The organism is Hydromonas duriensis (genome assembly GCF_004363775.1).
Classification (GTDB): domain Bacteria; phylum Pseudomonadota; class Gammaproteobacteria; order Burkholderiales; family Burkholderiaceae; genus Hydromonas; species Hydromonas duriensis.
Genome location: NZ_SNZE01000003.1, coordinates 75986 through 101889 on the forward strand (window position 1 = coordinate 75986; position 25904 = coordinate 101889).

General features: G+C 49.3%; 26 protein-coding genes. 17 read left to right on the forward strand and 9 right to left on the reverse strand.

Annotation, left to right across the window (positions count from 1 at the left end):
* Nucleotides 1-31: 31 nt before the first annotated feature.
* From DFR44_RS02310 to DFR44_RS02320, 3 genes are all read right to left on the reverse strand, one after another.
* Nucleotides 32-667, reverse strand: a complete 636-nt coding sequence (locus DFR44_RS02310; protein ID WP_133619109.1) for a TetR/AcrR family transcriptional regulator — start codon at nucleotides 665-667, stop codon at nucleotides 32-34.
* A gap of 143 nt (nucleotides 668-810) precedes the next feature.
* Nucleotides 811-1602, reverse strand: coding sequence for a lysophospholipid acyltransferase family protein (locus DFR44_RS02315; protein ID WP_133619110.1), 792 nt, complete (start codon nucleotides 1600-1602; stop codon nucleotides 811-813).
* A 168-nt stretch (nucleotides 1603-1770) separates the two neighbouring features.
* Complete coding sequence (locus DFR44_RS02320) at nucleotides 1771-3441, reverse strand: bifunctional protein tyrosine phosphatase family protein/NAD(P)/FAD-dependent oxidoreductase (protein ID WP_133619111.1); 1671 nt, start codon at nucleotides 3439-3441, stop codon at nucleotides 1771-1773.
* A gap of 170 nt (nucleotides 3442-3611) precedes the next feature.
* Here DFR44_RS02320 and tpx point away from each other — a divergent pair, with 170 nt between their 5' ends.
* A complete protein-coding gene (gene tpx, locus DFR44_RS02325) occupies nucleotides 3612-4109 on the forward strand; it encodes a thiol peroxidase (protein WP_133619112.1) in 498 nt (165 codons plus the stop codon).
* Nucleotides 4110-4204: 95 nt separating this feature from the next.
* Here tpx and DFR44_RS02330 read toward each other — a convergent pair whose 3' ends face one another.
* From DFR44_RS02330 to DFR44_RS02345, 4 genes are all read right to left on the reverse strand, one after another.
* Entirely contained in the window at nucleotides 4205-5293 is a 1089-nt protein-coding gene (locus tag DFR44_RS02330; RefSeq protein ID WP_133619113.1) for a porin, read from the reverse strand.
* A gap of 303 nt (nucleotides 5294-5596) precedes the next feature.
* On the reverse strand, nucleotides 5597-6694 hold the full coding sequence (locus DFR44_RS02335; protein WP_162845123.1) for a porin: 1098 nt from the start codon (nucleotides 6692-6694) through the stop codon (nucleotides 5597-5599).
* A gap of 294 nt (nucleotides 6695-6988) precedes the next feature.
* Nucleotides 6989-8002: a porin gene (locus tag DFR44_RS02340; RefSeq protein ID WP_133619115.1), complete on the reverse strand. Its 1014-nt coding sequence runs from the start codon at nucleotides 8000-8002 to the stop codon at nucleotides 6989-6991.
* A gap of 244 nt (nucleotides 8003-8246) precedes the next feature.
* A complete protein-coding gene (locus tag DFR44_RS02345) occupies nucleotides 8247-8681 on the reverse strand; it encodes an EamA family transporter (protein ID WP_133619116.1) in 435 nt (144 codons plus the stop codon).
* Between the two features lie 222 nt (nucleotides 8682-8903).
* Between DFR44_RS02345 and serC the strand changes: the two genes are divergently transcribed.
* The 8 genes from serC to DFR44_RS02385 all read left to right on the forward strand — a co-directional run bounded on the left by serC (nucleotide 8904) and on the right by DFR44_RS02385 (nucleotide 16135).
* The gene (gene serC / locus DFR44_RS02350; protein ID WP_133619117.1) at nucleotides 8904-10019 is read left to right on the forward strand and encodes a 3-phosphoserine/phosphohydroxythreonine transaminase; all 1116 of its coding nucleotides are present in this window, start codon (nucleotides 8904-8906) and stop codon (nucleotides 10017-10019) included.
* A 17-nt stretch (nucleotides 10020-10036) separates the two neighbouring features.
* On the forward strand, nucleotides 10037-11134 hold the full coding sequence (pheA, locus tag DFR44_RS02355) for a prephenate dehydratase (RefSeq protein WP_133619118.1): 1098 nt from the start codon (nucleotides 10037-10039) through the stop codon (nucleotides 11132-11134).
* A 7-nt stretch (nucleotides 11135-11141) separates the two neighbouring features.
* Entirely contained in the window at nucleotides 11142-12059 is a 918-nt protein-coding gene (locus DFR44_RS02360; protein ID WP_246012023.1) for a prephenate dehydrogenase, read from the forward strand.
* Nucleotides 12056-12619 carry a putative glycolipid-binding domain-containing protein gene (locus tag DFR44_RS02365; protein ID WP_133619119.1) on the forward strand — a complete coding sequence of 188 codons (564 nt, stop codon included), beginning with the start codon at nucleotides 12056-12058 and terminating at the stop codon, nucleotides 12617-12619. Before DFR44_RS02360 ends, DFR44_RS02365 begins: the two co-directional genes overlap by 4 nt.
* An 88-nt stretch (nucleotides 12620-12707) precedes the next feature.
* On the forward strand, nucleotides 12708-13547 hold the full coding sequence (locus tag DFR44_RS02370; RefSeq protein ID WP_133619120.1) for a DUF2059 domain-containing protein: 840 nt from the start codon (nucleotides 12708-12710) through the stop codon (nucleotides 13545-13547).
* A gap of 1 nt (nucleotide 13548) precedes the next feature.
* On the forward strand, nucleotides 13549-14850 hold the full coding sequence (aroA, locus tag DFR44_RS02375) for a 3-phosphoshikimate 1-carboxyvinyltransferase (protein ID WP_133619157.1): 1302 nt from the start codon (nucleotides 13549-13551) through the stop codon (nucleotides 14848-14850).
* 4 nt (nucleotides 14851-14854) lie between these two features.
* Nucleotides 14855-15577, forward strand: coding sequence for an aldose epimerase family protein (locus DFR44_RS02380; RefSeq protein WP_162845124.1), 723 nt, complete (start codon nucleotides 14855-14857; stop codon nucleotides 15575-15577).
* A gap of 9 nt (nucleotides 15578-15586) precedes the next feature.
* The gene (locus DFR44_RS02385; protein WP_133619122.1) at nucleotides 15587-16135 is read left to right on the forward strand and encodes a YaeQ family protein; all 549 of its coding nucleotides are present in this window, start codon (nucleotides 15587-15589) and stop codon (nucleotides 16133-16135) included.
* Between the two features lie 17 nt (nucleotides 16136-16152).
* On the opposite strand, the gene DFR44_RS02390 is transcribed toward DFR44_RS02385, so the two are convergent.
* Nucleotides 16153-16797 (reverse strand): SCO family protein, encoded by a 645-nt coding sequence (locus DFR44_RS02390; protein WP_133619123.1) that lies wholly within the window; start codon nucleotides 16795-16797, stop codon nucleotides 16153-16155.
* Nucleotides 16794-17606, reverse strand: a complete 813-nt coding sequence (locus tag DFR44_RS02395) for a hypothetical protein (RefSeq protein WP_133619124.1) — start codon at nucleotides 17604-17606, stop codon at nucleotides 16794-16796. Before DFR44_RS02395 ends, DFR44_RS02390 begins: the two co-directional genes overlap by 4 nt.
* Before the next feature lie 58 nt (nucleotides 17607-17664).
* Here DFR44_RS02395 and DFR44_RS11555 point away from each other — a divergent pair, with 58 nt between their 5' ends.
* The 8 genes from DFR44_RS11555 to ggt all read left to right on the forward strand — a co-directional run bounded on the left by DFR44_RS11555 (nucleotide 17665) and on the right by ggt (nucleotide 25844).
* Nucleotides 17665-18423 (forward strand): ComF family protein, encoded by a 759-nt coding sequence (locus DFR44_RS11555; RefSeq protein WP_211336884.1) that lies wholly within the window; start codon nucleotides 17665-17667, stop codon nucleotides 18421-18423.
* A 45-nt stretch (nucleotides 18424-18468) separates the two neighbouring features.
* Nucleotides 18469-19812, forward strand: coding sequence for a tetratricopeptide repeat protein (locus DFR44_RS02405; protein WP_133619125.1), 1344 nt, complete (start codon nucleotides 18469-18471; stop codon nucleotides 19810-19812).
* 15 nt (nucleotides 19813-19827) lie between these two features.
* Nucleotides 19828-20298, forward strand: coding sequence for a tRNA (uridine(34)/cytosine(34)/5-carboxymethylaminomethyluridine(34)-2'-O)-methyltransferase TrmL (gene trmL, locus DFR44_RS02410; RefSeq protein ID WP_133619126.1), 471 nt, complete (start codon nucleotides 19828-19830; stop codon nucleotides 20296-20298).
* Nucleotides 20295-21149, forward strand: a complete 855-nt coding sequence (locus DFR44_RS02415) for a DUF3025 domain-containing protein (RefSeq protein WP_133619127.1) — start codon at nucleotides 20295-20297, stop codon at nucleotides 21147-21149. The genes trmL and DFR44_RS02415 overlap by 4 nt, the downstream gene beginning before the upstream one ends.
* Before the next feature lie 44 nt (nucleotides 21150-21193).
* Complete coding sequence (gene argJ, locus DFR44_RS02420) at nucleotides 21194-22417, forward strand: bifunctional glutamate N-acetyltransferase/amino-acid acetyltransferase ArgJ (protein ID WP_133619128.1); 1224 nt, start codon at nucleotides 21194-21196, stop codon at nucleotides 22415-22417.
* A 104-nt stretch (nucleotides 22418-22521) separates the two neighbouring features.
* On the forward strand, nucleotides 22522-23424 hold the full coding sequence (locus DFR44_RS02425; protein ID WP_133619129.1) for an ATP-binding protein: 903 nt from the start codon (nucleotides 22522-22524) through the stop codon (nucleotides 23422-23424).
* Complete coding sequence (gene mutT / locus DFR44_RS02430) at nucleotides 23421-23888, forward strand: 8-oxo-dGTP diphosphatase MutT (RefSeq protein WP_281275599.1); 468 nt, start codon at nucleotides 23421-23423, stop codon at nucleotides 23886-23888. The genes DFR44_RS02425 and mutT overlap by 4 nt, the downstream gene beginning before the upstream one ends.
* A gap of 192 nt (nucleotides 23889-24080) precedes the next feature.
* Nucleotides 24081-25844 (forward strand): gamma-glutamyltransferase, encoded by a 1764-nt coding sequence (gene ggt, locus DFR44_RS02435; RefSeq protein WP_133619131.1) that lies wholly within the window; start codon nucleotides 24081-24083, stop codon nucleotides 25842-25844.
* Nucleotides 25845-25904 lie beyond the last annotated feature (60 nt).

Sequence of the window (25904 nt, forward strand, 5' to 3'; positions counted from 1 at the left end):
GTCTCCAATGTAATGCGCGACAGTTTTATAGTTAAGTCACGCGTTGGTACTGTTTTAAAATTCGTTCAAAAATTTGGCGAATGAGGCTTGAACCATTGTTGCGACCCATCAGTCGAGCGCTGTGATGAAACCCCAAAGCCAACCCATACAACTCAAAAATAACCAGGTCAATGGGCACATCGTCACGTAATTCGCCCGTCTCCATTGCTTGACGAATTGCGCGTTCCAACTCTTTTTCCCAGCGAGCAATCATCCCCACCAGCTCATCGCGTACGGCTCCAGGTCGGTCATCGTATTCAACGCCGCCAGAAATGTACAAACAACCCTGCTCATTTTCGTGACCCAGTCGAGTGAACCAATTACCTAAAATTGTTTTCAATCGTGCCAAGCCGCGAGCCTCTTTAACGGCAGGTTTGAGGACATCATTTAAAAAACGATGTTCGTATTCTTTAAGCGTGGCGATAAGGAGTTCTTCACGAGAACCAAAATGTGAGAAGACCCCGCTTTTACTCATGCCTAATCGGTCTGCCAAAATGCCGATGGTCACGCCTTCTAAACCATCTCGTGCAGCGACTTCAAGTGCTACGTCTAAAATCGCTAAACGGGTTTGCTCACCTTTGCGAACGGCGGAACGCTCATTCGAAGTGTTGTTATTTGTAATAACCATGATGGATCCCAACAAAATCGAACGTCCGTTCTATTTTCAATAAAAGCAGCCTACCTGTCAATAGGCGTACGTCAAAAAATTTCATTTATTTACACTTAGTTGTCATGTTTGTGTCAAAGCTTGTCTGTTTAAGGCGAAAGAGCCTAAACCCCTGTTTGTATTTGCGCATAAACCTCCTCCGCAATGATGTGTTGCCCAAGTAAGCGAGCGATGGCGTCCTGAGTGGCTTTTGCCAAGTCTTGTCGCGTGTTGTATTGCGCTGCTGGAATAATCGTGCCAAAACGTGCGTGTGCCGTGATGCCGCCGCTGGACGCAATTTGCCATAGGCTGCTGACGAGGCTGGTGTCTCCCGCATAAGCCGCGTGGGGTGTATATCGACCGTTTTGGGTGTACGTCACGCCAAGCGGATAAATGTGCATTTCATTATCAATTGCGGGTTGGAATAAATTGCTTTTAAACGGCAAAATATGCGTGCCATCGGTGGTTGTGCCTTCTGGGTATAAGCCTACCAAATCCCCATTTTTGGCTGACGCTGTGATTTCTTGATTGGTTTGACTGATGGCGTGTCGGTTTTTGCGTTCGACGTATAAAGTGCCGACGCTTGACACTAATGTGCCGAGCACAGGCCATTTCTTAATCTCCGATTTGGCGATAAAGCGCACAGGCTGTACGGCATTGGTCACAAATATGTCAATCCATGATGTGTGGTTGCTGACCAGCATACCGCGCATGGGTTTGCTTACAGGAGGCTGGTCAATTTTCAGGCGCACACCCAGTAGGATTAACAGTATTCTCGACCATATGCGAATGAAATTTTGGCGCGTATGCCAGTTGAAAAAACGAAATATCGTCAAAGTAATCAGTAAACCATCGACAACATGAATCAGAAACAAAAACAACCGAATTGGCGCAAATAATAAACCAAACACTTTCATAAATATCCTATAAATACGGCAAAGCCAGCTATCTTGCTTTGTCGATGGGTTTTGATGTCTTGTCGAATACGTTGACACATCGCAATCGACTTAAATGTGAACTAACGGTTTAAACAGTCTAAACAGTCAATCGTTCTCAAAATATGGATTGCAACAATATCGAGTCATTTATTTTGTTCTTTTTGGGCGAGCCAATATTTCATGGCCTTTTAGCATTAAGTGCCAGTAGACGCGTGGGAATAAGTATTTTTTCATGTACCAGCCCGAAGCGTGAGGCGTGGTGGGGTCATTGCCGAAGGTGGGCATTAACACGCCGTTGTAACCAAATTCAGCTAAAATCAATTTGCCGTTGCCGACTGTGATTGGGCAAGCGCTGTAACCATCGTAAGCCATCGGAAGCGGACGATTGTCACGCAGTGCCAGCAGGTTTTCAGCGAGCACCACAACTTGCTTGCGAATCGCCGCAGTGGTTTTTGAGTTGGGCGCGCTCATTGCATCGCCTAAGCCGAATACATTGGAAAAGCGCGGGTGTTGCAATGTGGCATTATCGACCTCAACCCAGCCGTCTGCATTTGACAGGGGGCTGTCTTTAACAAATGCATGGGGTTTTTGTGGCGGCACCACATGTAGCATGTCAAAAGATTTTTCGATGCGTTCAATTTGACCATCCGCATTTTTACGTTCAAACCATGCTTTTTTTGCCGCGCCATCAACTGCGACTAAATTAGAGCCGAGATTGACTTGAGCGTTATAGGCTTGCATTTGTTTCGTCAAGTTCGGGATGAAATCGGCAACGCTGAACAATGCACCGCCTGCATTGTGAAACTCGATGTGCATGCGATTGAGGCGATTGTTTTTTTGCCAATGGTCGGCTGAAAGATAGAGGGCTTTTTGCGGCGCACCTGCGCATTTAATCGGCACCATGGGCTGCGTGAATAGAGCAACGCCACTCTGAAGGTTTTGTACGCATTCCCAAGTGTAGGGCGCAAGGTCTGCGCGGTAATTCGATGTCACGCCATTTTTACCCAAGGTCTCGACCAAGCCAGGAATTGAGTCCCATAACAATGCCAAGCCAGGCGCTACAACGAGTTGTTGGTATGTCAACACTTCACCTGTGGCGCAAATCACAGTGTTTTGTTCGGGTTGAAAACGTGTGACGGCTGCTTTAATCCATTTGGCTTTAGCAGGAATCACAGCGTGCATTTGACGTTTGGTCTTTTTTACATCATATTCACCCGCGCCAACCAGCGTCCATGCGGGTTGGTAAAAATGATGCTCTGCGGGCTCAACGATGGCGACATCCAAATCAGGCTGACGCTTAAGTAAACTGGCCGCCAATGCAATCCCACCCGAACCGCCACCGATGATTAAAACATCGTGGTGACGATGGAGATTTTGCTTCCCTTGCCCTAATTCAGGAGTTTTTTTTTCCGCTGTATCGTCTGTGACGGAATGATTTGAATCGCTAACGAAGCTCAAATCATTTGGGTTGAGTAAGCCCATCGCAACTGCGGCTTGAAAAATGTTGGTTGAGCGAGTGCCTGTGCGACAAAATGCCAAAATCGGTTTAGGCGCGTCCCCAACCGCCTTAGCAAACTCTTCAACGAGGGATGGAGTGACTTGAGAAGGCGAAAAAGGCAAGGCAATAAAATTCAATCCCGCTGCCGTTGCTGCCTGAGCGATGTCCTCTGATGTCGGCTGATCGGCCCCACCCTCAAAATCAGGTCGGTTGTTGATGACCGTTTTATAGCCTGCTTGCGCGATTTGCAACATGTCTTCTGGACAGGTTTGCGCGGTGGTGCCAAAAAGAGGGGTATGGGCAGTGATGGCGATGGTCATATATATCCTTTGGTTACGATGGTTTATCTCGCTCGTATCAATCCATTGTATTGTAATTGAATTGCACGCATTAAACAACGCAAGCCCAATCGTGCCAAGAGCGCCGCCAGCAGGTTTGTATAACTGCGATTATAATCAAGCCTTCAAAACAAACATAAAGGAAAATCATCATGGCACAAGTTTTATTACGTGGCAATCCAGTCGATACCGTAAGTGAGTTGCCTGCGGTTGGCAGCGCAGCGCCTGCATTTCAGTTGACGAATGCCAAACTTGAAAAAGTTACTCTTGCTCAGTTTGCGGGTAAAAAAGTTGTCATCAGCATTTTTCCGTCGATTGACACGCCGACTTGTGCCACCTCAACCCGTAAGTTCAATGAGCAAGCAGCATCTAAAGCGGATGTGACCGTTCTCACGGTATCCGAAGATTTACCGTTTGCTTTAGGGCGGTTTTGTGGCGCAGAAGGCATTGAAAATGTCCATACCTTATCGGCGTTTCGCAGCACTTTTGGCAAAGATTATGGTGTCGAAATGGCAGCAGGCCCTCTTGCTGGATTAACCGCTCGCGCTGTCGTTGTGGTGGATGAAGCGGGGAAAGTGATTTATACGGAATTAGTGAACAATGTCTCGGATGAGCCGAATTACGAAGCTGCTTTGACCGCATTAAATTGAATATCAATCATTTTATGAGTCGTTTTTTTAAGGCGATGCTGAAGTAAAAATACCCCGCCAAAGCGGGGTATTATCTAATTTGTGTCATCAAACAATTAGAAAGAATGGCGCAAGCCAATATCCCACTTGGTGTATTTGATGGGGTCATTCGAGTCTGGAATCGCAATGGTGTTACCGTCAGAATCCACCGTCGTAGACAGCCCTGCTTTTGAGTTAACGAGCGCAACATTAGCAAAAATTTCAGTGCGCTTGCTCAAGCTGTGAATATAGCCCAAGCCATACTGGTATTGTTTTTCCATCGTCGCACCTAAAGAGGTTGTCTTGATGTTGTTATAGTTTACAAACAGTTTGTCATTGGAGGTGAGCTGCCCCACAAGCGAGGCTTGCCAAATTTTACGTTTGGCGTCATTGTAAAACTTAGCGGCCGCATAGGATGCATTAAAAGTCACGGGTTTGTATGTATACGAACCTGTCACTAACCATTCGTTTTTGATGCCCCATACATTAAATGTATCTGGAAGCTGTGCTTTATATGCGGACGGCACATTCGCGCCAGTATTGTCATTATCCGCTTGCCATGCCGCACCTAAGCTCCAATTGGTAGGCGCGTATAAAACGTAAGCACCATAAGATGATTTCGTGCCACTTTGACCTTCGGTGACAGTTCCTGATGAAATAGTTGTACTTGAGTTCCCTGCGGCTCCACCTTTAGTCGTGACCGCAGCGCCCACAGACAAAGCACCAGAAGTATAGTCATAGTAAGCACCGTTTCTCCAGCCGCCCATTGAAGACTTAACCGCAATATCGGTAGACAGATGACCTACATTGTTACCAATGCGGTCAATCGGAGAGTTCGACTTACCAAAATAGATTTTGTGAGCGCCATTCGCAAAGCTAAGACCAACAATGGATTTTTCCTCAAAAAAATCACCGTTGTTCGCACCCGTGTCGGCATTGATTTTGTGCTCCAACTGAAAGAATGCTGACATGCCGTTGCCCAAGTCTTCTGTTCCCTTAAATCCCAAACGAGACTCACCTGCAGCGCCCTGAGTGGTACTCAAGTTGTCTTTGGTTTGGTTCTGGTATGCGGTCTCAACCTTGCCGTACAGCGTCACGCTAGATGCTGCTGAAGCAGCTCCAGCAAATGAGCCAAGAACTGCCAATGCTAATAAAGTTTGTTTCATATTGTCTTCCTCACAGGTAGGTTTTTTTGTAATTAAAGCTTATTGAGTGTCATGAATTAAGCCTGCCTTTTGCTGCTTGCGTAGCAAATTGACAACCACATTATCGTTAAATTATGGGTTTTTTGTCTAGTAAAACTCAAAATTAAATTTTTAAAAATGTAGATTAAGCACAATACGTCTCTTTTTTGCAAAACAGTTTTTCGAAAATACAACGCATGTTTTATACCTTAAAAATACAAAAAACCTCTCCGAAGAGAGGTTTTTTTGCTTTTCAATTTAAACTAGCCATAAGCTAGCATTAAATTAGAATGCGTGACGCAAAGCGATGTCGTATGCAGTCGTTGAGTCGTCGTTTTTGTAACGAGCAACGTCAGCATAGATTGAAGTGCGTTTGCTCAAAGCGTGAGAGTAGCCCAAAGCGTATACTTTTGCTTTGCCATCCAATGTGCCGCCACCACGTTTTTCGAGGTAACGAGCATAAACAGAGTCATTGCTTGTCACGTCAGCAGTGATGTATGCGCCCAAAGTAGTCAATCGTTGTTTGCCAGTAACTGAACTCAAAGCAGCGATGTTGTTGTTGCTATCGAGTAACGCGTAAGTTACTTTAGCATTGCTTGCAGACTCAGCACGTGCATAAGTGGCGCCGAACTCAACCATTTTGTACTTGTAAGCCATACCTAAGCCCCATTCATTTTGAGAACCAAAAGTCAAGTTCTCACCAGTAGAGCTTAATGGTGTTGGTGTTACTGAGCTTACGTTTTGACCTACTGTCGCAGTATTGTAGCTATTGATGCCAGTGCCGTTTTTGTCAGCTTGGTAAGCTGCGTTTACACGGAAACCACCAACTTGGTAGCCAGCGTGGATGCCGTAGCCCACTTTTTGACCGTCAGCACCTTCGTTGGTGTTGCCAGTAGCGCCGCCTTTAGTTGTCACGTCAAAACCGAAGTTAAAGCCGTTCATAGCGAAATCGTAGAACATGCCGTTGCTGTGGCGAGTGTTTGAAGAGTATGGGTCAAAAGCTGTTGCAACGCGTTCGCCTGGAGCGTAATCACCCAAAGCGCGTTCCATTGCTGACTTAGAACGACCGAAACGAACGTGGCCGAAGTTGCCTTTCAAACCGACAGTTGATTCACGATCAAAAAAGTCTTTGCCTGAAGTTTTTGCGCCTGTGTCTGCATCAAAGCGACCTTCCAATTGGAAAGTAGCAGCCAAACCGTTGCCCAAATCTTCTTGGCCTTTGATGCCCAAGCGTGTTTCACCAGCACCAGCTTGAGTCAAAGATGAACCTGACCACTTTTCGTAGCCAACGTCAACGCGACCGTACAAAGTCACACTTGAAGCTGCGTTTGCTGCACCAGCAGCTGAAGCCAATACGGCCAAAGCCAATAATGATTTTTTCATTTGTTTATCCCCAGAAAAGTTAAACTTAATTGTTGCTCTCAGTATTGAGTACAACAGCCCCTTGCGGAGCACGCCGACAAATCGTTTCGTACAACTTATCGATGCGCCCATTATTCTACTGCGATTTCTTTTTGTCTACCCTTATGAGGTTGGCGAGACGGTCATTCGGCATTAAAACAACAGTTTGTTTCTAAAATACAACAATTTATAAAGTTTGATTTGCTTCTATTTCAATTGCAAATAAAAAACGTGATTGTAAAATCACGTTTTTTATCAAGCCTTACGTTTCTATGATTAGAAGTAGTGGCGAATGCCAATGTCGTAAGATGTGTAGCTGCTTGAACTTGATGTCGTGCCTGTGGTGTCTTTTTTGATGCGGGCGATATCAGTGTAAACAGAAGTACGTTTGCTTAAGTTGTGAACATATCCAAGACCATAGTGAGTGATTTTTTCTTTGCTCAGTTCAATGCCTGTTGTCGTATTTTTATTCTTTAATTCTTCACGACGGTACATTGCCATCAGTGAGTCGTCTGCTGTTAAGGCGGCTTGGATGTAGCCACCATAGTTTTTGAGCTTGGCTTGTGTGCCGACGACATCGTCTTTACCTGCTGCATAGGACAAACCAACGGTGACAGGTTTGAATGTGTAGGCGACACCAATGCCCCATTCTTTACGAATTTTTTTAGCCGTTTGTACGCCGTCGTCTTGGTAAGCAACGCCAGCTTCTAAGCCGTTTGCTTTATATTTAGCAAATGCGCCCCATCCTGCTTTTGTACCTGAATTGCCCTCAGAAGTAGAGACGCCGTCGTTGTAACCGCCTTTTGTTGTCACATCAAAGCCGCCAGAAAATGCGCCAGCGGAGTAGTTGTAAAACATCGCATTACTGTGGCGTGTGGCAACGCCGTAATTTTCGTTGTAAACAGAGTGTGCAGATGAGCGGCGACCAATGTCAATATAGCTAATACCTTGCTCAAAGGCTGAGATTGAACGACCGAAGCGAACATGGCCAAACGCGCCTTTAATACCAACAGTTGATTCACGATCAAAGAATGTACGGTTTGATGATTTTGCACCCGTATCGCCATCAAAGCGGCCTTCTAATTGGAAGGTGGCTGACATGCCGTTGCCCAAATCTTCACTGCCCTTTAAACCGAGACGAACGTCGCCGCCGCTTACTTGTTGTAATGATGTGTCTGATTTTTTCAAATAGCCAATATCAAATCGACCGTATAAGGTGACGTTTGATGCTGCATGTGCTGCGCTTACTGCTGTACTCAAAATTGCCAGTGTGATTAAACTTTTTTTCATTTTTGCTCCTAAAGGGCTGTTAAATTAAGGGTAATGGTTTGGCGGGGCAAGCCTTTCTTGCCAAAACCTTGCTTGTATCCTCAAGCTTATTGCTCCTAATTCGACTTCTCGTGATTAAGATGTGTGAATTATGAACATAATTTGTAGTTGTTTTTACTAAAATTTTAAATATGTAGGGTTTGTGTAGTTTAAAAACAACAATGCACAGCCGAGCGCAGAGGCATCGTTTGTGTGCTGTGCTTCCCTACTTTTTGAATGCTAAAACCAAAACCCCTGCCGCCACTAGCAAAATGCCTAGCCACTCTTGTCCGCTTGGGCGTTCACCTAAAAAGATAAAGGCAAATACAGCGACCAAAACAAGGCTGAATTTATCCACGGGGGCAACTTGAGAGGCTTGACCGATTTGTAGTGCGCGAAAATAACACACCCATGATGCGCCTGTGGCTAGGGCAGATAAACCTAAAAAGACCCATGTTTTTATGGGGAGTGTCAACGGGTTTTGCCATTTGCCTGCGTAGGCCACAAATGCGGATAAGACAAACACAATGATGACGGTTCTAATGAGCGTTGCAAAGTCAGAATCGACTCCTTGAATGCCAACTTTAGCAAAAATGGCGGTCATTGCAGCAAAGCACGCCGATAATGCCGCCCAAAAGAACCAACTGTTTGATGAAGTCATATCGTTTCCTTCTTAATGGTTTAGTTAGATGTGTATTGTCAGTCAGCGGCCTGATGTGGCGGGTTGAGATGAATTATAGGTTCGTTGAACTGGCATCGGGCTTTATCTTTCTTTATCTTTGAGTGGTTTTTGCTTTTAAACCACCAATTGCCTATAATTGAGAGCATTATTCTTCTGCGGTTGTATTTCACTGACCGCTTTCCCCTTTTGACTGGATATTTCATGACCCGCGTCTATAATTTTTCCGCAGGCCCTGCCGCCCTGCCGCTGCCCGTTCTTCAAAAAATGCAAGCTGAACTGCTTGATTTTAAGGGTACGGGTATGAGCGTGATGGAAATGAGCCATCGCGGTACGGTTTTTACCGAAGTGCTCGTGCGCGCGCGTGATACCTTACGTCGATTGTTGAATATTCCGTCGAATTATCACATTTTATTTATGCAAGGTGGGGCGATTGGTGAAAACGCCATTGTTCCGATGAACTTGCTTGGTGGTGAACGCACTGTTTCTGATCACGTGATTTCGGGCGCATGGTCGATTAAAACGCAAAAAGAAGCAGGCAAATACGGCGAGTCACGCATCATTGCCAACGCCGATGATGGCCAAGGTCGTTTTACATATTACCCCGAGCCAAGCTCATGGCAGTTGTCCGACAACAGCGCCTATGTGGCGATTTGCACCAACGAAACGATTCACGGCGTTGAATGGTATCCGTCCGCCGAGTTGACTGCACGCATTGAAGCCAGCGGCTCGTTTTTGGTATCCGATATGTCCTCGCACATTCTGTCGCGTCCATTGGATGTGAGCCGATACGGTGTGATTTATGGCGGCGCACAAAAGAATATTGGCCCATCGGGTGTGACTTTTGTCATCGTGCGTGACGACTTGCTCGACCGTGCACAGGCGATTTGCCCTTCGGCGTTCACTTGGCGCAATGTCGCTGACAATGACTCGATGTTCAACACCCCGCCAACATTGGGCATTTATTGCGCAGGTTTGGTGTTCGAGTGGCTCGAAGCCAACGGTGGGTTGACTGAAATGGCAAAAATCAACGATGCCAAAGCCAAATTACTATACGACACCATCGACAACAGCCGCTTGTACCGCAACGACGTGCAGCCCACATACCGCTCGTGCATGAACGTGCCCTTTTTCTTGAATGACGAATCGCTGAATCAAACCTTCTTGGACGGTGCATTGGCCGCAGGCTTGGCAGGTTTGAAGGGGCACAAAATGGTCGGTGGCATGCGTGCCTCGATTTACAACGCCGTCTCGATGGAGGCGGTGCAGGCTTTGGTTGCCTATATGCAAGCATTTGAACGCCAACACGCTCAATCATAAGATAATAAGGACGCAGCATGTCGGACAATCAAAATTTACATAATGTTGACAGCGAACTCGCACCGTTGCGCGTACAAATTGACGCGCTAGACTCGCAACTCATCGAACTGCTCAACCAACGCGCCAAGCTCGCGCAAGCGGTTGGTCACGTCAAACAGAAATACAATCAACCTGTGTTTCGCCCCGAACGCGAAGCGCAGGTTTTAGAAAAAATCGCCCAGCGCAATCCCGGCCCGCTGCCCTCGCATCACCTGCAAGCCTTGTGGCGCGAAGTCATGAGCGTATGTCGCGCGATGGAAGAAGCCGTCAAAGTCGCCTTTCTCGGCCCCGCAGGCACGTACACCGAGCAGGCCATGGTTAAGCAATTCGGTCATGCGATTCGCGCGATTGATTGCAGCACCATTGATGATATTTTTCGTACCGTTGAGGCTGACGGCGCGGCGTTTGGTGTTGTACCGATTGAAAACTCAATTGAAGGCGCGATTAATCGCACGATGGACCTGTTGCTGTCCAGCCCGCTAAAAATCTGTGGCGAAGTCTCGCTTGCCATCAACCATCACTTATTGCACATCAACGGCGACATGAGCGGCGTCACCACCATCGTTGCCCACCCGCAAGCCTTGGCACAATGCCACCATTGGCTCAAAGAACATTACCCGCACATCAAGCAACAACCCGTTGGCAGCAACGCGCAAGGCGCACAAATGGCGCAAGACGACTCGAGTGTAGCCGCCATCGCCAGCGACATTGCCGCGACCACGTATGGCTTACAATCCGTGGTCGCGGGCATCCAAGACGACGCCAACAATCGCACGCGCTTTATCATCATCGGCAAGCAAATCTGCGGCCTCAGCCCGAACGACAAAACCTCCATCATTCTCGCCACACCCAACAAAGCGGGCGCGGTCTACGCCTTGCTCGAACCTTTTGCCAAACACGGCGTGTCGATGTTGCGCTTTGAGTCGCGTCCTGCCAAACAAAAAGGCTGGGAATACTTTTTCTACATTGATTTTGCGGGGCACATCGAGCAAGACAACGTCAAGGCCGCGCTGGCGCAACTCGAAAGCAATGCCGCTTTTTATAAATGTCTCGGCTCGTATCCAGTGACTGAATGAGCGCACCATGAACACACACATGAAAATTTTTCCGCCTCAGTCGGTACCGAAAATCAACAACCTCCTCCTCATCGGCGCGGGCTTGATTGGCGGTTCGCTCACCCTTGCGCTCAAACAAGCAGGCGCGGTGAGGCACGTCATCGGCTCGGGGCGCAGCGCAGCGGTGATGGACGAAGCGATTCAATTGGGCATTGTCGATGCCGCCGTCATGGCCGATTCGGCTGAATTTATCCAAGCCGTGCGCACCGCCGACCTCATCGTACTCGCCATGCCTGTTGGGCAAACCCGCGCCGTGTGTGAAAAAATCGCCCCGCACCTGCAACCCGACACCGTCATCACCGATGTTGGCAGCACCAAAACCTCGGTTTATCAAGACGCGCACGCCGCACTGGGCGATAAAATCAATCAATTCGTTCTCGCGCACCCCATCGCAGGACGCGAGCTCAACGGCCCCGCCGCCGCACTGGCCGATTTGTACGTCAACAAACGGGTCATGATTTGCCCGCACGCTGATAATCGCCCCGCCGACATCGACACCGTCGCCGCGCTGTGGCAAGCCACGGGCGCATTGGTCTACGAACTGAGCCTCGCCGCACATGACGAAATTTTCGCCGCCGTCTCGCACCTGCCGCACGTCCTCGCTTACGCACTCATGAATCATGTTGCTGATTCCGACTTGTCGAACGACAAATTTGCCATGGCAGGCGCGGGTTTTCGTGATTTCACCCGCATCGCCGCCGCCAGCCCTGAGATGTGGCGTGATGTGTGTTTGGCGAATAAAAGTGCCATCGTTGCCGAAATGGATGCCTACTTGCAACACGCGCAACAACTGCGCGATGCAATAGTCGCGCAAGACGAGGATGAGATTTTGGAGCAGTTTAAAAAAGCCAGTGAAAAACGACTGGCTTGGGGTAAAGAACAATGACTGGCTTGATTGCGCAAGCGGCGTGGCGACCTGTGGATGATTACGGTTTGGAGCATGTTCATGTTTTGGAAACGGGCATGGGTCTGCGCATCGACAGCCGCTTGTTGCGCGAACAGGAAGGACAAGTGTATAGCGCGGCGTACAGCATTCTATGCACCGATGATTGGCGTTTTCAATTACTCGAACTGCGCGTCAGCAGCGACGGCATCCATACGCTAAAGCTGTCCATAGATGCCGATGGTGTATGGCACGACGGCGAAGGAGTTGAACACCCCGAATTATTTGGTTGCTTGGAAATTGATATTTCTGCTATCCCCTTCACCAACAGCCTCGCCATTGGCCGCTTGAAATTACAAGCTGGACAAAGCCAAGACATTCAAGCTGCATATATTCACTTGCCTGATTTAACAGTGAGCAAAATGCCGCAACGTTACACCGCTCATGGACAAGCACGCTACACTTACGAAGGATTGTTTCGTGGCTTTCGCGCTGATTTGGCGGTGGATGAACATGGATTGGTTTTGGATTATCCAGAGACCTTTATTCGCTTGGTTTCGTGAGGTCACTATAGGCAGTCTTTGACTGTTTTTCAAACTAGTGAATAATACCAGCATACTAAAGTGCAATGACTTTTACCGAGGAGGGCAAATGAGAACTTTTAAACTTAAAAAACTTATCGTATTAAGCATGTTTTGCTCATCTGTTGCTTACGCACAAAATTCAAATGAAAAATTATTAGGTCTATCTGAAATCGAGCTTATCAACAAATATATTCGCAGCAGCAATACTGAAAAACTATTTTTAGGCTCAGGCGTTACGGAATTAAGGAAAGGCTTTACTAAATATCGATTAGGTCAAGGAGGGTATTTTTCTTCAGGCACTTCGATGAAAGGTACTGTTAAAACATTCAAGAATTGGTGCATTTCAAATGGCGGCGAAATATTAGATGATCCGAACGAAACGGAGCTTTCTTTTTACACAAACTATACTTTATATAAAAAAGCTGAAATTCAAAAACTTAGTAGTTTGTTTTGTAAGATGAACGACAAGAACTTTACGTGGATATATGATGGTAATACTATAAATCAAGCAACTTCTTACAGTTCTCCTGAAAAATTTATCTATGTACTTGACTCAAGTACTCGTGATACCGCAATTTTTGAGGGTCTTCAGCTCGCAGCATCCCTAACTGAATTACAGAACAAACAAAAGGAACAAGCACTTGCTTACCAAGAAAAACGCAATAAACAAAGACAATGTTTAAGCCAAGAAAGAGCAATCGCCCTAAAGAGTTTAAGAGTTGGCTCAAAATTAGAAGATGGTAGTTTAGTCATTGAGCAAAAAAATGAAATGTTACTTATCCAAAAACAAATTGGAACCATTTTTCAAAACCATTCCTCAAGCCCTGAAGTTAAAAGTTTTTGGGTTTTAAAAAGTGACCTAACAGCCGAACAAGTTGTCAATGACAGAAAATGTAGAAAGATATAAATTGGAACACATCACCCTCCCCCCCGCCACCGCTGCCCGTGGCGACATCAAACTCCCCGGCTCTAAAAGCATTTCCAATCGCGTGTTATTGCTGGCCGCACTGTCGAAGAAAGGCGAAGTCACGCGCGTGCGTGATGTGCTTGATTCGGACGACACGCGGGTGATGCTAGATGCGCTGAATGTGTTGGGCGTTCAGGTTAAGCAAATCGCCGAGCACGATTACGACGTGACGGGTACGGGCGGTGACTTTCCAAATAAAAATGCCGATTTGTTCATGGGCAACGCGGGTACGGCGATTCGGCCGTTGACGGCGGTGCTGGCGTTGCAAAAGGGCACGTATCATTTACATGGCGTGCCGCGCATGCATGAGCGGCCGATTGGTGATTTGATTGATGCCTTGCAGCAAATTGGTGTGCAAGTTGAGTACAAAGGTCATGCGGGTTATCCGCCGTTTGTGCTGTCGCCCGCGCAGTTGCCCGATGGTGACCTGAGCCTGTCGATTAAGGGCAATGTCTCGAGTCAGTTTTTAACGGCTGTTCTGATGGCCGCGCCGTTATTGAATCGCCGTGTGACGATTCATGTGGTCGGCGAGTTGATTTCTAAGCCGTATATTGAAATTACATTGAATCTCATGGCGCGTTTTGGCGTGCAAGTGACACGCGACGGCTGGTCGTCGTTCACGATTGAGGCGGGTGCGGCGTATGGGTCGCCCAAAGACATTTACGTGGAGGGTGATGCATCATCGGCCTCGTACTTTCTTGCGCTGGGTGCGCTCGGTGGTGGGCCGTTGCGCGTGACGGGCGTTGGTTTGTCAAGCATTCAAGGTGATGTGAAGTTCGCCAATGCCCTGCAACTCATGGGCGCAAATGTGATGATGGGTGAGAATTGGATTGAAGTGCGCGGTATTGAAAATGGGCAACTGCGCGGCATTGAGCTGGATTGCAACCACATTCCCGATGCGGCCATGACATTGGCCACCGCCGCCTTGTTTGCTCAAGGCACAACCAAGTTGACGAATATCGCTTCGTGGCGGGTGAAAGAAACCGACCGCCTCAGCGCGATGGCGACTGAGTTGCGCAAGGTTGGGGCGACGGTGGAGGAAGGCGCAGATTACATCGTCATCACCCCACCCGCAGCGGATGGCTGGCGACATGCTCACATTGATACGTACGATGATCATCGCATGGCGATGTGTTTTTCGCTCGTGGCGTTGAGCGCGGTTGGCGTGACGATTAATGACCCGAAATGCGTGGGCAAAACCTTTCCGACGTATTTTGAGGTGTTGTCAGGATTGCTTTCATAAAACCATGAACAACATTCAAGCCCAAACATTCGGCGGTCAAATCCTCCGCGCCCATCTGCTCGGTAAAGAGATTTTTTATTGCCCTGAGGTGTTACAATCGGCGCCCACGCCTGCTCGTGGTGGCGTGCCTGTGTTGTTTCCACAATTTGGCACTTTGGGTGCATTGCCCAAGCATGGTTTTGCCCGCACGTTGGATTGGCAGGTGTTTTCGATGCTTGAGGGCTGTGTGTCCGCCAACCTGTTGTTGACCGAGCAAGAGAATTGGCCACATCGGGCGCAATTGAATGTGGATGCCTCGGTTGAAGATGAGCACGTTGCGATATATTTTGAGGTGCGCAATGTCGGCGAGACGGCTTTCACATGGACGGGCGGCTTGCATCCGTATTTTTTGGTGGGTGATGTGCTAAAAACGCGCGTGGAGGGTTTGTTGGATACGCCCGTTTTAGACTTCGGTGCGCAACAACTGGAAACGCGCGACATCGACCAGCACCATCCGATTTCGCCATCCATTCGCTTGTATTCGCCGAATATGAATGTGCAATTAACGCAAAGCGGTTTTGATGCGTGGCAGGTGTGGAACCCATCCGCGCAGCATGCCTTACAAGACATTCCTCATGCCGATTGGCAACGCTTTGTTTGTGTTGAGCCTGTTGTGCTGACGCCCAAGACCCTCGCGCCGAATGAAACGTGGGTCGGGCAACTGACGATTACTTTAATAGATGAATAGATTGCATACATGGCTCTGAAACACACGATTTTTAAAGTTGAATTATCAATCGCCGATATGGATCGGCATTATTACGAAACACACAGTTTGACCGTGGCACAACATCCATCCGAAACCGAAGAACGCATGATGGTTCGGGTTTTGGCGTTTGCGCGTCACGCGCACGAGCGGCTGGTGTTTGGCAAGGGTTTGTCGACTGACGACGAGCCTGATTTATGGCAAAAAGACTATACCGAGGCGATTAATGTGTGGATTGATGTCGGCTTGCCTGATGAGAAGCGCATTCGCAAGGCATGTGGACGTTCCGACAATGTTGTTGTGTATTTATACGGCGGCAACATCGCGGATATGTGGTGGAAAGACAACGCGTCAAAAATCAAACAATTGGCAAAAGTGTCGGTGTTCAATCTGCCCGATACTGAACCGCTGAAACAATTGGTTAAACGCAATATGACTTTGCAATGCAGCATCCAAGACGGTGAAATGTGGCTCAGTGACGAGGCGGGGGCGCATTTGATGCACGTTGATGTGTTGCAAACGGCGGCCGCCTTAACTTAGTTCGATTATGAGGTTGATTAGTGAATGTTGTTGAGTGCCAATAGCTGCTTGACATCATGCACGATGCTGTCCGCCGATGCGCCGTAAGGCACAGACACCCGCGTGCGACCCGTGCTGTCAATCAGGTACAAATTGGCGGTGTGGTTCATGGTGTAAAACTCGCCTGTACCGACTTTTTCAAAAGTCACATTGTAGGCCTTGGCCACTTCCTTGGTGCGCGTCAGGTCGGTCGATACACCAATAAAACTGGGGTCAAACGCTGCGGTATATGCGTTCAAAATTGACGCGGTGTCGCGCTCGGGGTCTACGCTAAGAAAGACAACGCGCAATAGATTCGGGTCTACGCCCTCTTTTTGCAAGGCTTGCTTAACCAATTTCATCGTGCCCATCGTTGTGGGACACACTTCTGGGCATTGCGTAAAGCCAAAAAACAGCGCGGTGACGTGATTGGGCAAGGCCGCGTTCAGTTGCAATGGCTGCCCCGCCGCGGTGGTCAATTCAACTGATGTTTGCAAGCCTGCGCCGCTGACGTTTTGATTCAAAAACTGCGGGGCAGGACTGCATGCCGTCAAGCCCAATGCAGTGAAGCCTAACGCCGTCCACACATGCGCTCTGAAAATAGGGTTCAAAAAATAGCTTAATAAACAACTGAACCATTTCATTTAAATGTTCTCCTGTGTTCCAATTGAGCCGTGAGGCTTTCCAAAGAAACGGTGTGTTCCGTGCGTTCAGATTTGGGTGCTGTGGGCTGCCACACTTGACCGTAGAGCACTTGTAAGCTGAGGTCTCGCAAGCCGTTGTCAAACAAATGTCGCAGCCGCTCTTTCCAAGGCTCGGCCGATGCCGTGTCCATGTGGCGCAAAGCAGGTACAAAAGCCGTCACATCATGCCACGTGGTATTGAAGTCGCTGTATGACAAGGGTACGGCTTCCACATCCAACACAGGCAGTCCGAAGCGTAAGTCTTGCAAGCGTGCGCCCGCATCCATGATGCTGGGCCAATGCCCCAGCAGTTCCAGCCATTCAGGTTGTGCATTGACCAGCTCGGGTAAACCGCCCGCCGCAAGGGTGGCGAACAACAAAACGCCATCATCGGCGAACCATGCGGGTAAGCATGCCAAGGCTTGTAAAACGTCCTCGGCGGCATCCAACACCAACGGCGCGAAGACCAACTGCGCGGCGGGTTGATGTGCTGCTCCCGTGCTTAATTGCGCCCATGTTTGACGTGTAAAACCGATGCCCACAGTGCTTTTTAATCGCTCTAACAAGGGCAGCGATGTGTTCGCGCGGTCGCTCAACTGCCATTGTGCGCATGTTGCTGTTAAGCCCGCTTGCACAAAATATGTTTTAGGCAACGGCGCAGGGCTAATTTCGCGCATCAGTGTTGGCAAAATTTTAATCGACACACTGCGTTCAATCAAACCTTGGGCAACATAATGCACCAGTGCGGCGGGGATATTCGGTGAGTTCATGGGGTATAAGGCGTGATAGGACGTAATAAGGCGTAATAAGTCATGATAAGATGAAACTATGAAAAACAGCATTCTATCATGGTCGCATCAGTCCACCCTACGGCTCCGCAACCGCTTGGCGCGTTGGGTGGGCGGCTGCGTTCATTGTGGCGCATCAGGGCGAGCCAGTGATTTTTCGCCGCGTTTGTGTCAACAATGCGCCGATGGTTTAACGGGACGCTCGGCGTACCGTTGCCAAAGCTGCGCGGTTGTTTTGACAACGAATGACGCTCAATGTCTCAGTTGCTTGCAATCACCACCGCCCGTGCGTTACACATTCGCTTTTGCCGATTATCACGGCGCGTTGCAACACCTGATTTTGAATTATAAATTTCACCATATGCTGCAAGCCGCGCCTGCGCTGGGCGATGCGTTACAAAGCACGCTTCTTCCTTATGTGAGCGCGCATGCCCCAGACCTGATGATGCCCGTGCCGCAGTTCAATGCGCTTACGCACCAGCGAGGTTTTGTGCCGTTGAATCATGTGTTGAAGCAAATTGTCTGGGCGCGGGGACAACCGTCACCCCTACTCGCATTTGATGCGAGCATTCGCTTACATCATGCCGCCTTGCAAGTGTCCAGCAGCCCTGAGCAACGCCGAAAGCAAATCAAAGGCGCGTTCGCGGTCACGCGCGATTTAACGGGGCAACGTGTCTTGTTGATTGATGATGTGTACACCACGGGGGCGACACTGCATGAGTTGGCGTCGGTGTGTTTGGCCGCAGGTGCAAAAAGCGTGGACGCGCTTGTGTTGGCACGGGCGCGACGCGTAAAATGAGCGCCATTCGTTGGCTTCGCCCAATTCCATCGTAGAAAGAGTCATATGACCGTTGAACACATCAACCAGCTGTATCAGCAAAAACGCTTTGATGAGGCGGAGCAGGCCGCCAAGCAACTTTTGCATCATGAGCCGCATAATGTAGACGCCTTGTATGTGTTCGCTCTTGTGATGCAGGCACAAATGCAATTTGCCAAAGCCCTTGAACTGATATTGAAGCTGCTTGAGCTTAATCCGAATCATCTGTTTGCTCACACTGTTTTAACCTTTTGTTGCGCCCAATTGGGATTGGCTGATTTGGCTTTACCTTACTTGCAGCGACGCGAGCAGAGCAACGTTGCGGGTGAGCAGTCTTGGCTCGCAGGGTTGTATACAAATTTAGCCATGTATGACAAGGCGCTTTCAATTCAACAGGCCGCGAGTCTAGCCCACCCCGATGACCCTTATGCCCAATACACCATGGGCACCATCCAAATGGCGGCGGGGCAGACTGCGGTGGGCATGTTGAATTATCGGCATCTTGCCAGTCGAAAAATGTTTCGAACTTTCCGCCAAGACTTGTTGAACCAAGGTTGGAACGTTGAGCAATACTGGGAAGGTGAGTCCGTTGTAGGCAAAACCATTTTGCTGTTTCCCGTGGGGGGCTATGGCGATTACATGCAATTTTGCCGTTATGTCAAAGGGTTAAAGGCATTGGGGGCGAAGCGTATTCTTGGCTTGGTTTACAACCACCGCATTCACGGTCTATTGCGCTCGTGCGCAGATTTAGAAATCATAGACAACCATAATGGTCATGAATTTGACTGCTGGACGGACCCATTTGGGTTGTGTGCTTATTTGCATCCTAAATTCGGCTATCTCGCCCAACCCAAGTATTTGACCGCCCCCGTGTCAGCATCGGCCGAGGAGCTGGTTCAGAACATTCGAATCCGAGCCGCAGGTCGGCGTTGCATTGGTCTGGCTTGGCATAGCGAAACACACGATGCTGTTGGGCGTAACATTCCGTTGGCAAACTTATTGCCGTTGTTTGGTATGCCAAACGTGCATTGGGTTATCTTTCAACGCGGCGTTGCTTTAACCGAATTTCAAAACACAGGGCTGGCTTCGCTGTGCACGGTGGTGGATGAGGATGTCACTTTTGACGAAGCGGCGGCGATTGTCAGCGGCTTGGATGGTGTGGCGTCGATAGACTCGTTTATGACGCATCTGTCGGGCAGCATCGGGCAAAAAGTATATTTCCTCGCGGGTCGTTCACTTGATTGGCGACACATGAATGAGGAAACCGTGTCGTTATGGTATCCCAACACCACCATCATTCGTCAACCAACGCTGGGCGACTGGCGCGGCGTGATTCAGCAACTTCAAGTTGACCTGAATCTCAGTATTTAACCTCTCGAAAGTCCCATGTTTAATCTCGTTCTTGTACAACCTGAAATTCCGCCCAATACGGGCAACATCATCCGCTTGTGTGCCAACACAGGTGCGCAATTGCATTTAGTCAAACCGCTGGGTTTTCCGTTGGATGACACGCGCATGCGACGTGCGGGCTTAGACTATCACGAATTTGCCAATTTGAAAGTGTATGAGGATTGGGGTGATTTTATGGACAAAGCCCAGCCCGATGTAGAACGAATGTTTGCCTTGACCACCAAAGGCTCACACGTTTTGAGTTCAACGCGCTTTCAAGCGAATGATTGGTTCGTGTTGGGTTCAGAAACGCGCGGCTTGCCCGACCATGTGCGCGATTGTTTTCCAACCCAACAACGCATTCGCTTGCCCATGATGCCAAATAATCGCAGTTTAAATTTATCCAACACCGCCGCCATCATTGTTTATGAAGCGTGGCGACAATGTGACTTTGCAGGTGGGCAATGAACGGGTTATCAAACGGTTTACCCATCGAGGCGCAATCACAAATCGACTGGTCTGCGCCTTGGTTGTACCATCTAAAACCACTTCAAAACTTAGCCCACAGCAGCGATTTAATCTTGACGTTAAACAACACGCTTGCGGGGCGACATCAAAAGACAGGGCAAGGGCAACCCCTGCATTTCATTCCGCAAGATGACTTGCCCGCTGGGGTGGCTTATGAAGCGCACATCGCTGCGACAGGCGGCGTGCCGACGCGCTTGAATTTGCATGATTTTTTCAATGCCTGCATCTGGTTGACCTTTCCATTGAGCAAGGCGGTTTTAAACGCGCGCCAAGCCATCCATATTGCGGCTCATGGCGTACAACACACCCGAGGGGTCGCCCGCGATGCGTTGACTTTGTTTGATGAAAACGCAGCGATTTTAGTCACCAGCGCACCTGAGATTGGCGACGCTTTACGCGCGTTTGATTGGCACAATGCTTTAATCGCTCCGCGAACCGATTGGGACGAGCCTTGTCTGAATCGCCCCGATGCCAAAGCCGCGTTGTATACCTTTGGCCACGCCCTCATGGATAAACTCACAACGCCGCGCAAAGCCATGTGCGCTCATACGTGGGTCATGGTCGTTGATGCGGATTGGTTTGCACAACCCTTGACGGAGCGTTTAAACAGTTTGGACGTCCAACTGGCGAACGAATTACAAAATTGGTCAGAAAATCCGCGCGATTTTTGTCCCCTCCCCATGCTCGGCGTGCCGCATTTCTGCGCAGACAACGAGGATGAAACGTTTTACAATGACACTCGTGTTTTCAGGGCTGGGCGCACGCGCCTCATGCCTTTAGCATCGACATGACCCGCTTACGGATGAATACAACCCCTTTTTCATAGAGAAGAACAATGGCCGTTAATTTTCCCACCATCACAGCAGAACAGCTTCACCCCGTTGCGGGTGTCGAACTGGGGTTTGCACAAGCAGGCATCCGCAAAGCGGATAAAAAAGACCTTTTGGTGATTCGGCTTGCGCCACAGACCACCGTCTCTGGCGTATTCACCACCAATGCCTTTTGCGCCGCACCTGTTCGTGTATGCAAAAACCACCTTGCACAGCGTCGCGGCATCCGCGCCTTGGTCGTCAACACAGGCTGCGCCAACGCAGGCACAGGCGCATTGGGCTTGGCGAACGCCGAGCGCACCTGCGCCGAATTGGCAAAACAACTGGGCATTGATGATACCCAAGTCCTGCCTTTTTCGACGGGGGTGATTTTAGAGCACCTACCAATGGACAACCTGCTCGCAGGCTTACCCGCCGCCATTGAACATCTAAAAGAAGACAATTGGTACAACGCCGCGCAAGCGATTATGACCACGGACACATTGCCCAAAGCGGTCTCGAAACAGATTCAAATTCAAGGCAAAACCATTACCCTCACAGGCATCTCTAAAGGCGCGGGCATGATTAAGCCCAATATGGCCACCATGCTCGGCTACATCGCGACCGACGCGGGCATCGCGCAAGCCGACCTCGATGACCTCACCAAAACCATCGCCGACCGCTCATTTAACAGCATCACCATCGATGGTGACACCTCAACCAATGACTCGTTCATCATCATGGCAACCCACCAAAGCGGCGTGACGCTAACCCAAGGTACGGCCGATTACACCGCTTTCGCCAACACCTTACAACAAGTCGCCACCGAACTGGCGCAACTCATTGTGCGGGATGGCGAAGGTGCGACGAAATTCATGTCGATTGTGGTCGAGCGCGCCGAAAACGACAATGAAGCCAAACGCATCGCCTATAGCGTCGCGCACTCCCCTTTGGTCAAAACCGCTTTTTACGCCAGCGACCCAAACCTCGGGCGCATCCTCGCCGCTATCGGCTACGCGGGTGTGAAAGACTTAGACGTTGATGCCATCGACGTGTATTTGGACGATGTTCATGTGGCCACCGCAGGCGGCCGCCACCCAGACTACACCGAAGCACAAGGCCAAGCCGTCATGAATCAAGCCGAAATCACCGTGCGCATTGTGCTCCACCGCGGAGAAGCGCATGCGACCGTGTGGACGTGCGACTTTTCACATGAATATGTGACGATTAATGCGGATTATCGCTCGTAAAATCGACACACTTCCACTTAAATAAAAGCGATGTGCGCTTCCGCTGGGTGTTTCAAACCAGAAAGACCTCGAATAGGCTGGAATATGACTGGAATATGAATTGAATGGACAACACTCTCCTTAACACAACCCTCGAAAAGATTAAAGACACCCTTTCTCGTGTCCAACTGCTTTTACCCTCCAACGAGCAGGATGTCGATTGGTCAGCGCATGCTTATTTATGGCAAGTGCGGCATGGGCGTGGTTGTTTGGTGGGATTGAAAGAGCCGCGTTTGCAAGATTTGGATGAGCTGCAGTCGATTGACCGTCAAAAAGCCGCCGTGCTGCAAAATACCCGACAGTTCATCCATAAATTACCTGCGAATCACGTGTTGCTCACGGGCGCGCGTGGTACGGGTAAATCATCGTTGGTGCGTGCGTGTTTGGCTGAGTTTGCAACGCAAGGGTTGCGGGTGATTGAGGTGGAGAAAGCACATTTACATGACTTGCCGCTCATTGTTGATTTGATTCGTCATCGTCCTGAGCGGTTTATTGTGTTTTGTGATGATTTGTCTTTTGAGGCGCAGGATGCGGGTTATAAGTCGCTAAAAACAGTGCTGGACGGCTCATTCAATGGGTATGCTGAGAATGTGTTGGTGTATGCGACGTCAAATCGCCGCCATTTGTTGCCTGAATATGATTCGGATAATGTCGGTTATTCGCACCCATCCGACCATGAGTTGCACCCTTCTGAGACCGTGGAGGAAAAAATTGCCCTCTCGGAGCGGTTTGGTCTGTGGCTAAGTTTTTATCCATTTAAACAAAATGATTATTTAAGCATTGTTGAGCATGCTTTGGCGCGACTGGGTTGGAGCGCGGCGGATAATGAGGCGCTTGTAGCGATGCAACAAGCCGCTTTGCAATTTAGCCTTGAGCGCGGTTCTCGCAGCGCACGTGTGGCGCAGCATTTTGCGCGGCAATGGGCGGGGCAAGTTTTGTTATCCAATATGATACAAGGACAATCGTGAGCGAACCTTCACATTTTGATTCAACCATAGACATTGCGCCCAAACGGCTTGATGTTGCTGTGGGGGTCTTGCGCAATACGCAGGGCGAGTTTTTATTTGCGCAACGCCCCGAGGGTAAACCGATGGCGGGATTTTGGGAGTTCCCTGGCGGCAAGGTGGAATCAGGCGAAAGTATTCACGCTGCACTTGCGCGTGAGTTGCATGAAGAATTGGGCATTGACATTGCCGATTCAATGCGCTGGTTGGAGGTTGAGCATGTGTATCCGCATGCGCATGTGTTGCTGCATTTTAGAATCATCAGCGAATGGCGCGGCAAACCGCACGGACGCGAAAACCAAGCCTTGCATTGGCAAAAATTGTACGTCAACGATGATGGTACGGTCAGCACGCCATCAACCGAACCCGTGTTGCCAGCAACCGTACCGTTGTTGGCGCAATTGGCGCAATGGACACCAAACCATTAAAGCGTGCTTCATCATTTAAATAAACATGCGTTTGCTGTGTCAGTATCCTCTTAAATTTGTATGGCTGATGCGTAAAAGTCTTTTTTTGGCTCTTTTTTTCTGTTATCGTTCTCGGATTAAGCCCGCGCTTAATGAATCAGGGGTTGGTTTTAGCCCATCTCATTCGAAAACTATAACAATGGAGTCAGACTCATGTTTCATACATCGTTCAAAAAAAATGTTCTCAGTACCACCGTTGCACTGGCTGCGCTTGGCTTGATGCACAACGCATGGGCGTTTGATAGCGCCTCGCCCGAAGCAGCCAGCGGCTTTACCAAAGGCAAAACGTCGGTATCGGCTAAAAAATTCATGGCGGCAACCGCCAATCCTTTGGCAACGGATGCCGCTTATGAAATGCTCGCTAAAGGCGGTTCTGCGGTGGATGCGGCGGTTGCGGCGCAAATGGTGTTGGGCTTAACGGAGCCACAGTCGTCGGGCATCGGTGGTGGCGCATTTTTATTGACCTTTGACGGCCATCACGTCACCAATTACGATGGACGCGAAACCTCGCCCAAGTCGGCGACTGAAAAGCTGTTCCAAACAGATGCAGGCGCAGACATGGCGTTTTATGATGCCGTTGTCGGTGGTCGTTCGGTCGGTGTGCCAGGCGCGGTGGCGATGCTTGAGTTGGCGCACAAGCGCGAGGGCAAATTGCCTTGGGCGACTTTGTTTGAGCCAGCGATTCGATTGGCGACCAAAGGTTTTGCGATTTCCCCTCGCCTGAACACCTTGCTTAAAAGCGAAAAATATTTGAATAAAGACGAAGCCGCTAAAGCGTATTTTTACCAAGCGGACGGCGTGACGCCCAAAGAGGTCGGTACGGTTTTAACCAACCCTGAATACGCGGCGGTTCTGAAAGTTATCGCGCAAAAAGGCTCAAAAGGCTTGCTCACGGGCGAAGTGGCAAAAGCCATTGTGGATAAAGTCAACAGTCACCCAACCAACCCTGGCAAATTGACGCTTGCGGACATGGCGGCGTATAAACCCAAGATTCGCCAAGCCGTGTGTGGCGATTACCGCAATTACAAAATCTGCGGCCCTGCCGCCCCAAGTTCGGGTGGCGTTGCCGTGCTGCAAATGCTCGGCGCACTTGAGCGATTTAACCTCAAAGCCATTAAACCAGATTCGGTACAAGCCGTGCATTACTTCGCCGAAGCGGGGCGTTTGGCTTTCGCCGACCGTGGTAAATATTTAGCCGACCCTGATTTTGTGCGCGTACCGACTGCGGGCTTAATCAACAAAAATTACCTTGCAACCCGTTCCGCCTTGATTTCTGAAGACAAAACCCTCGGCACCGCCAGCGCAGGCGAGCCAGCAGGTGCAAAAGTCGCCCAAATCGACAGTGGTTCGCCTGAGTTGCCCTCAACTTCGCATATTTCCATTGTTGATGCGCAAGGTCATGCGGTTTCAATGACCACATCGATTGAAGACCAGTTCGGTTCACGTCAATTCGTCAAAGGCTTTTTGTTGAATAACCAATTGACCGATTTTTCATTTGCCGATAAAGACAAAAATGGCCTCGTTGCCAACCGCGTTGAAGCGGGTAAACGCCCACGTTCGTCAATGGCACCTGTCTTGGTGTTCGACAAAACAGGCAAAAAACTTGAAATGGTTGTAGGTTCACCAGGTGGTTCGCTCATCATTGGCTATGTGGCTCAAACGTTGACCAACTTAATTGATTGGAAAATGGATCCGCAAACCGCCGTGAATGCGCCGCACTACGGCAGCCGCAACGGGCCAAAAACCCAAGTTGAAAAAGGTACAGCTTTAGCAGGACTCATCCCAGAACTGAAAGCCAAAGGGCATGACGCGGTAGAAGCCGAGATGGTCAGCGGCTTGTCTGCAATTGTTAAAACCCAAAATGGTTATTTGGGTGGTGGGGATGCACGTCGTGAAGGCACGGTGCGCGGAGAGTAATTCATTCTTAGCCAACATCAACAGCAGCTTTCGAGCTGCTGTTTTTTTGTGCCCATTTGA

Bases quoted from the DNA above. Each gene is read 5' to 3' on its own strand.
- DFR44_RS02310 (WP_133619109.1), bottom strand. From the start codon at position 667: ATGGTTATTACAAATAACAACACTTCGAATGAGCGTTCCGCCGTTCGC.
- DFR44_RS02315 (WP_133619110.1), bottom strand. From the start codon at position 1,602: ATGAAAGTGTTTGGTTTATTATTTGCGCCAATTCGGTTGTTTTTGTTT.
- DFR44_RS02320 (WP_133619111.1), bottom strand. From the start codon at position 3,441: ATGACCATCGCCATCACTGCCCATACCCCTCTTTTTGGCACCACCGCG.
- tpx (WP_133619112.1), top strand. From the start codon at position 3,612: ATGGCACAAGTTTTATTACGTGGCAATCCAGTCGATACCGTAAGTGAG.
- DFR44_RS02330 (WP_133619113.1), bottom strand. From the start codon at position 5,293: ATGAAACAAACTTTATTAGCATTGGCAGTTCTTGGCTCATTTGCTGGA.
- DFR44_RS02335 (WP_162845123.1), bottom strand. From the start codon at position 6,694: ATGAAAAAATCATTATTGGCTTTGGCCGTATTGGCTTCAGCTGCTGGT.
- DFR44_RS02340 (WP_133619115.1), bottom strand. From the start codon at position 8,002: ATGAAAAAAAGTTTAATCACACTGGCAATTTTGAGTACAGCAGTAAGC.
- DFR44_RS02345 (WP_133619116.1), bottom strand. From the start codon at position 8,681: ATGACTTCATCAAACAGTTGGTTCTTTTGGGCGGCATTATCGGCGTGC.
- serC (WP_133619117.1), top strand. From the start codon at position 8,904: ATGACCCGCGTCTATAATTTTTCCGCAGGCCCTGCCGCCCTGCCGCTG.
- pheA (WP_133619118.1), top strand. From the start codon at position 10,037: ATGTCGGACAATCAAAATTTACATAATGTTGACAGCGAACTCGCACCG.
- DFR44_RS02360 (WP_246012023.1), top strand. From the start codon at position 11,142: ATGAACACACACATGAAAATTTTTCCGCCTCAGTCGGTACCGAAAATC.
- DFR44_RS02365 (WP_133619119.1), top strand. From the start codon at position 12,056: ATGACTGGCTTGATTGCGCAAGCGGCGTGGCGACCTGTGGATGATTAC.
- DFR44_RS02370 (WP_133619120.1), top strand. From the start codon at position 12,708: ATGAGAACTTTTAAACTTAAAAAACTTATCGTATTAAGCATGTTTTGC.
- DFR44_RS02380 (WP_162845124.1), top strand. From the start codon at position 14,855: ATGAACAACATTCAAGCCCAAACATTCGGCGGTCAAATCCTCCGCGCC.
- DFR44_RS02385 (WP_133619122.1), top strand. From the start codon at position 15,587: ATGGCTCTGAAACACACGATTTTTAAAGTTGAATTATCAATCGCCGAT.
- DFR44_RS02390 (WP_133619123.1), bottom strand. From the start codon at position 16,797: ATGAAATGGTTCAGTTGTTTATTAAGCTATTTTTTGAACCCTATTTTC.
- DFR44_RS02395 (WP_133619124.1), bottom strand. From the start codon at position 17,606: ATGAACTCACCGAATATCCCCGCCGCACTGGTGCATTATGTTGCCCAA.
- DFR44_RS11555 (WP_211336884.1), top strand. From the start codon at position 17,665: ATGAAAAACAGCATTCTATCATGGTCGCATCAGTCCACCCTACGGCTC.
- DFR44_RS02405 (WP_133619125.1), top strand. From the start codon at position 18,469: ATGACCGTTGAACACATCAACCAGCTGTATCAGCAAAAACGCTTTGAT.
- trmL (WP_133619126.1), top strand. From the start codon at position 19,828: ATGTTTAATCTCGTTCTTGTACAACCTGAAATTCCGCCCAATACGGGC.
- DFR44_RS02415 (WP_133619127.1), top strand. From the start codon at position 20,295: ATGAACGGGTTATCAAACGGTTTACCCATCGAGGCGCAATCACAAATC.
- argJ (WP_133619128.1), top strand. From the start codon at position 21,194: ATGGCCGTTAATTTTCCCACCATCACAGCAGAACAGCTTCACCCCGTT.
- DFR44_RS02425 (WP_133619129.1), top strand. From the start codon at position 22,522: ATGGACAACACTCTCCTTAACACAACCCTCGAAAAGATTAAAGACACC.
- ggt (WP_133619131.1), top strand. From the start codon at position 24,081: ATGTTTCATACATCGTTCAAAAAAAATGTTCTCAGTACCACCGTTGCA.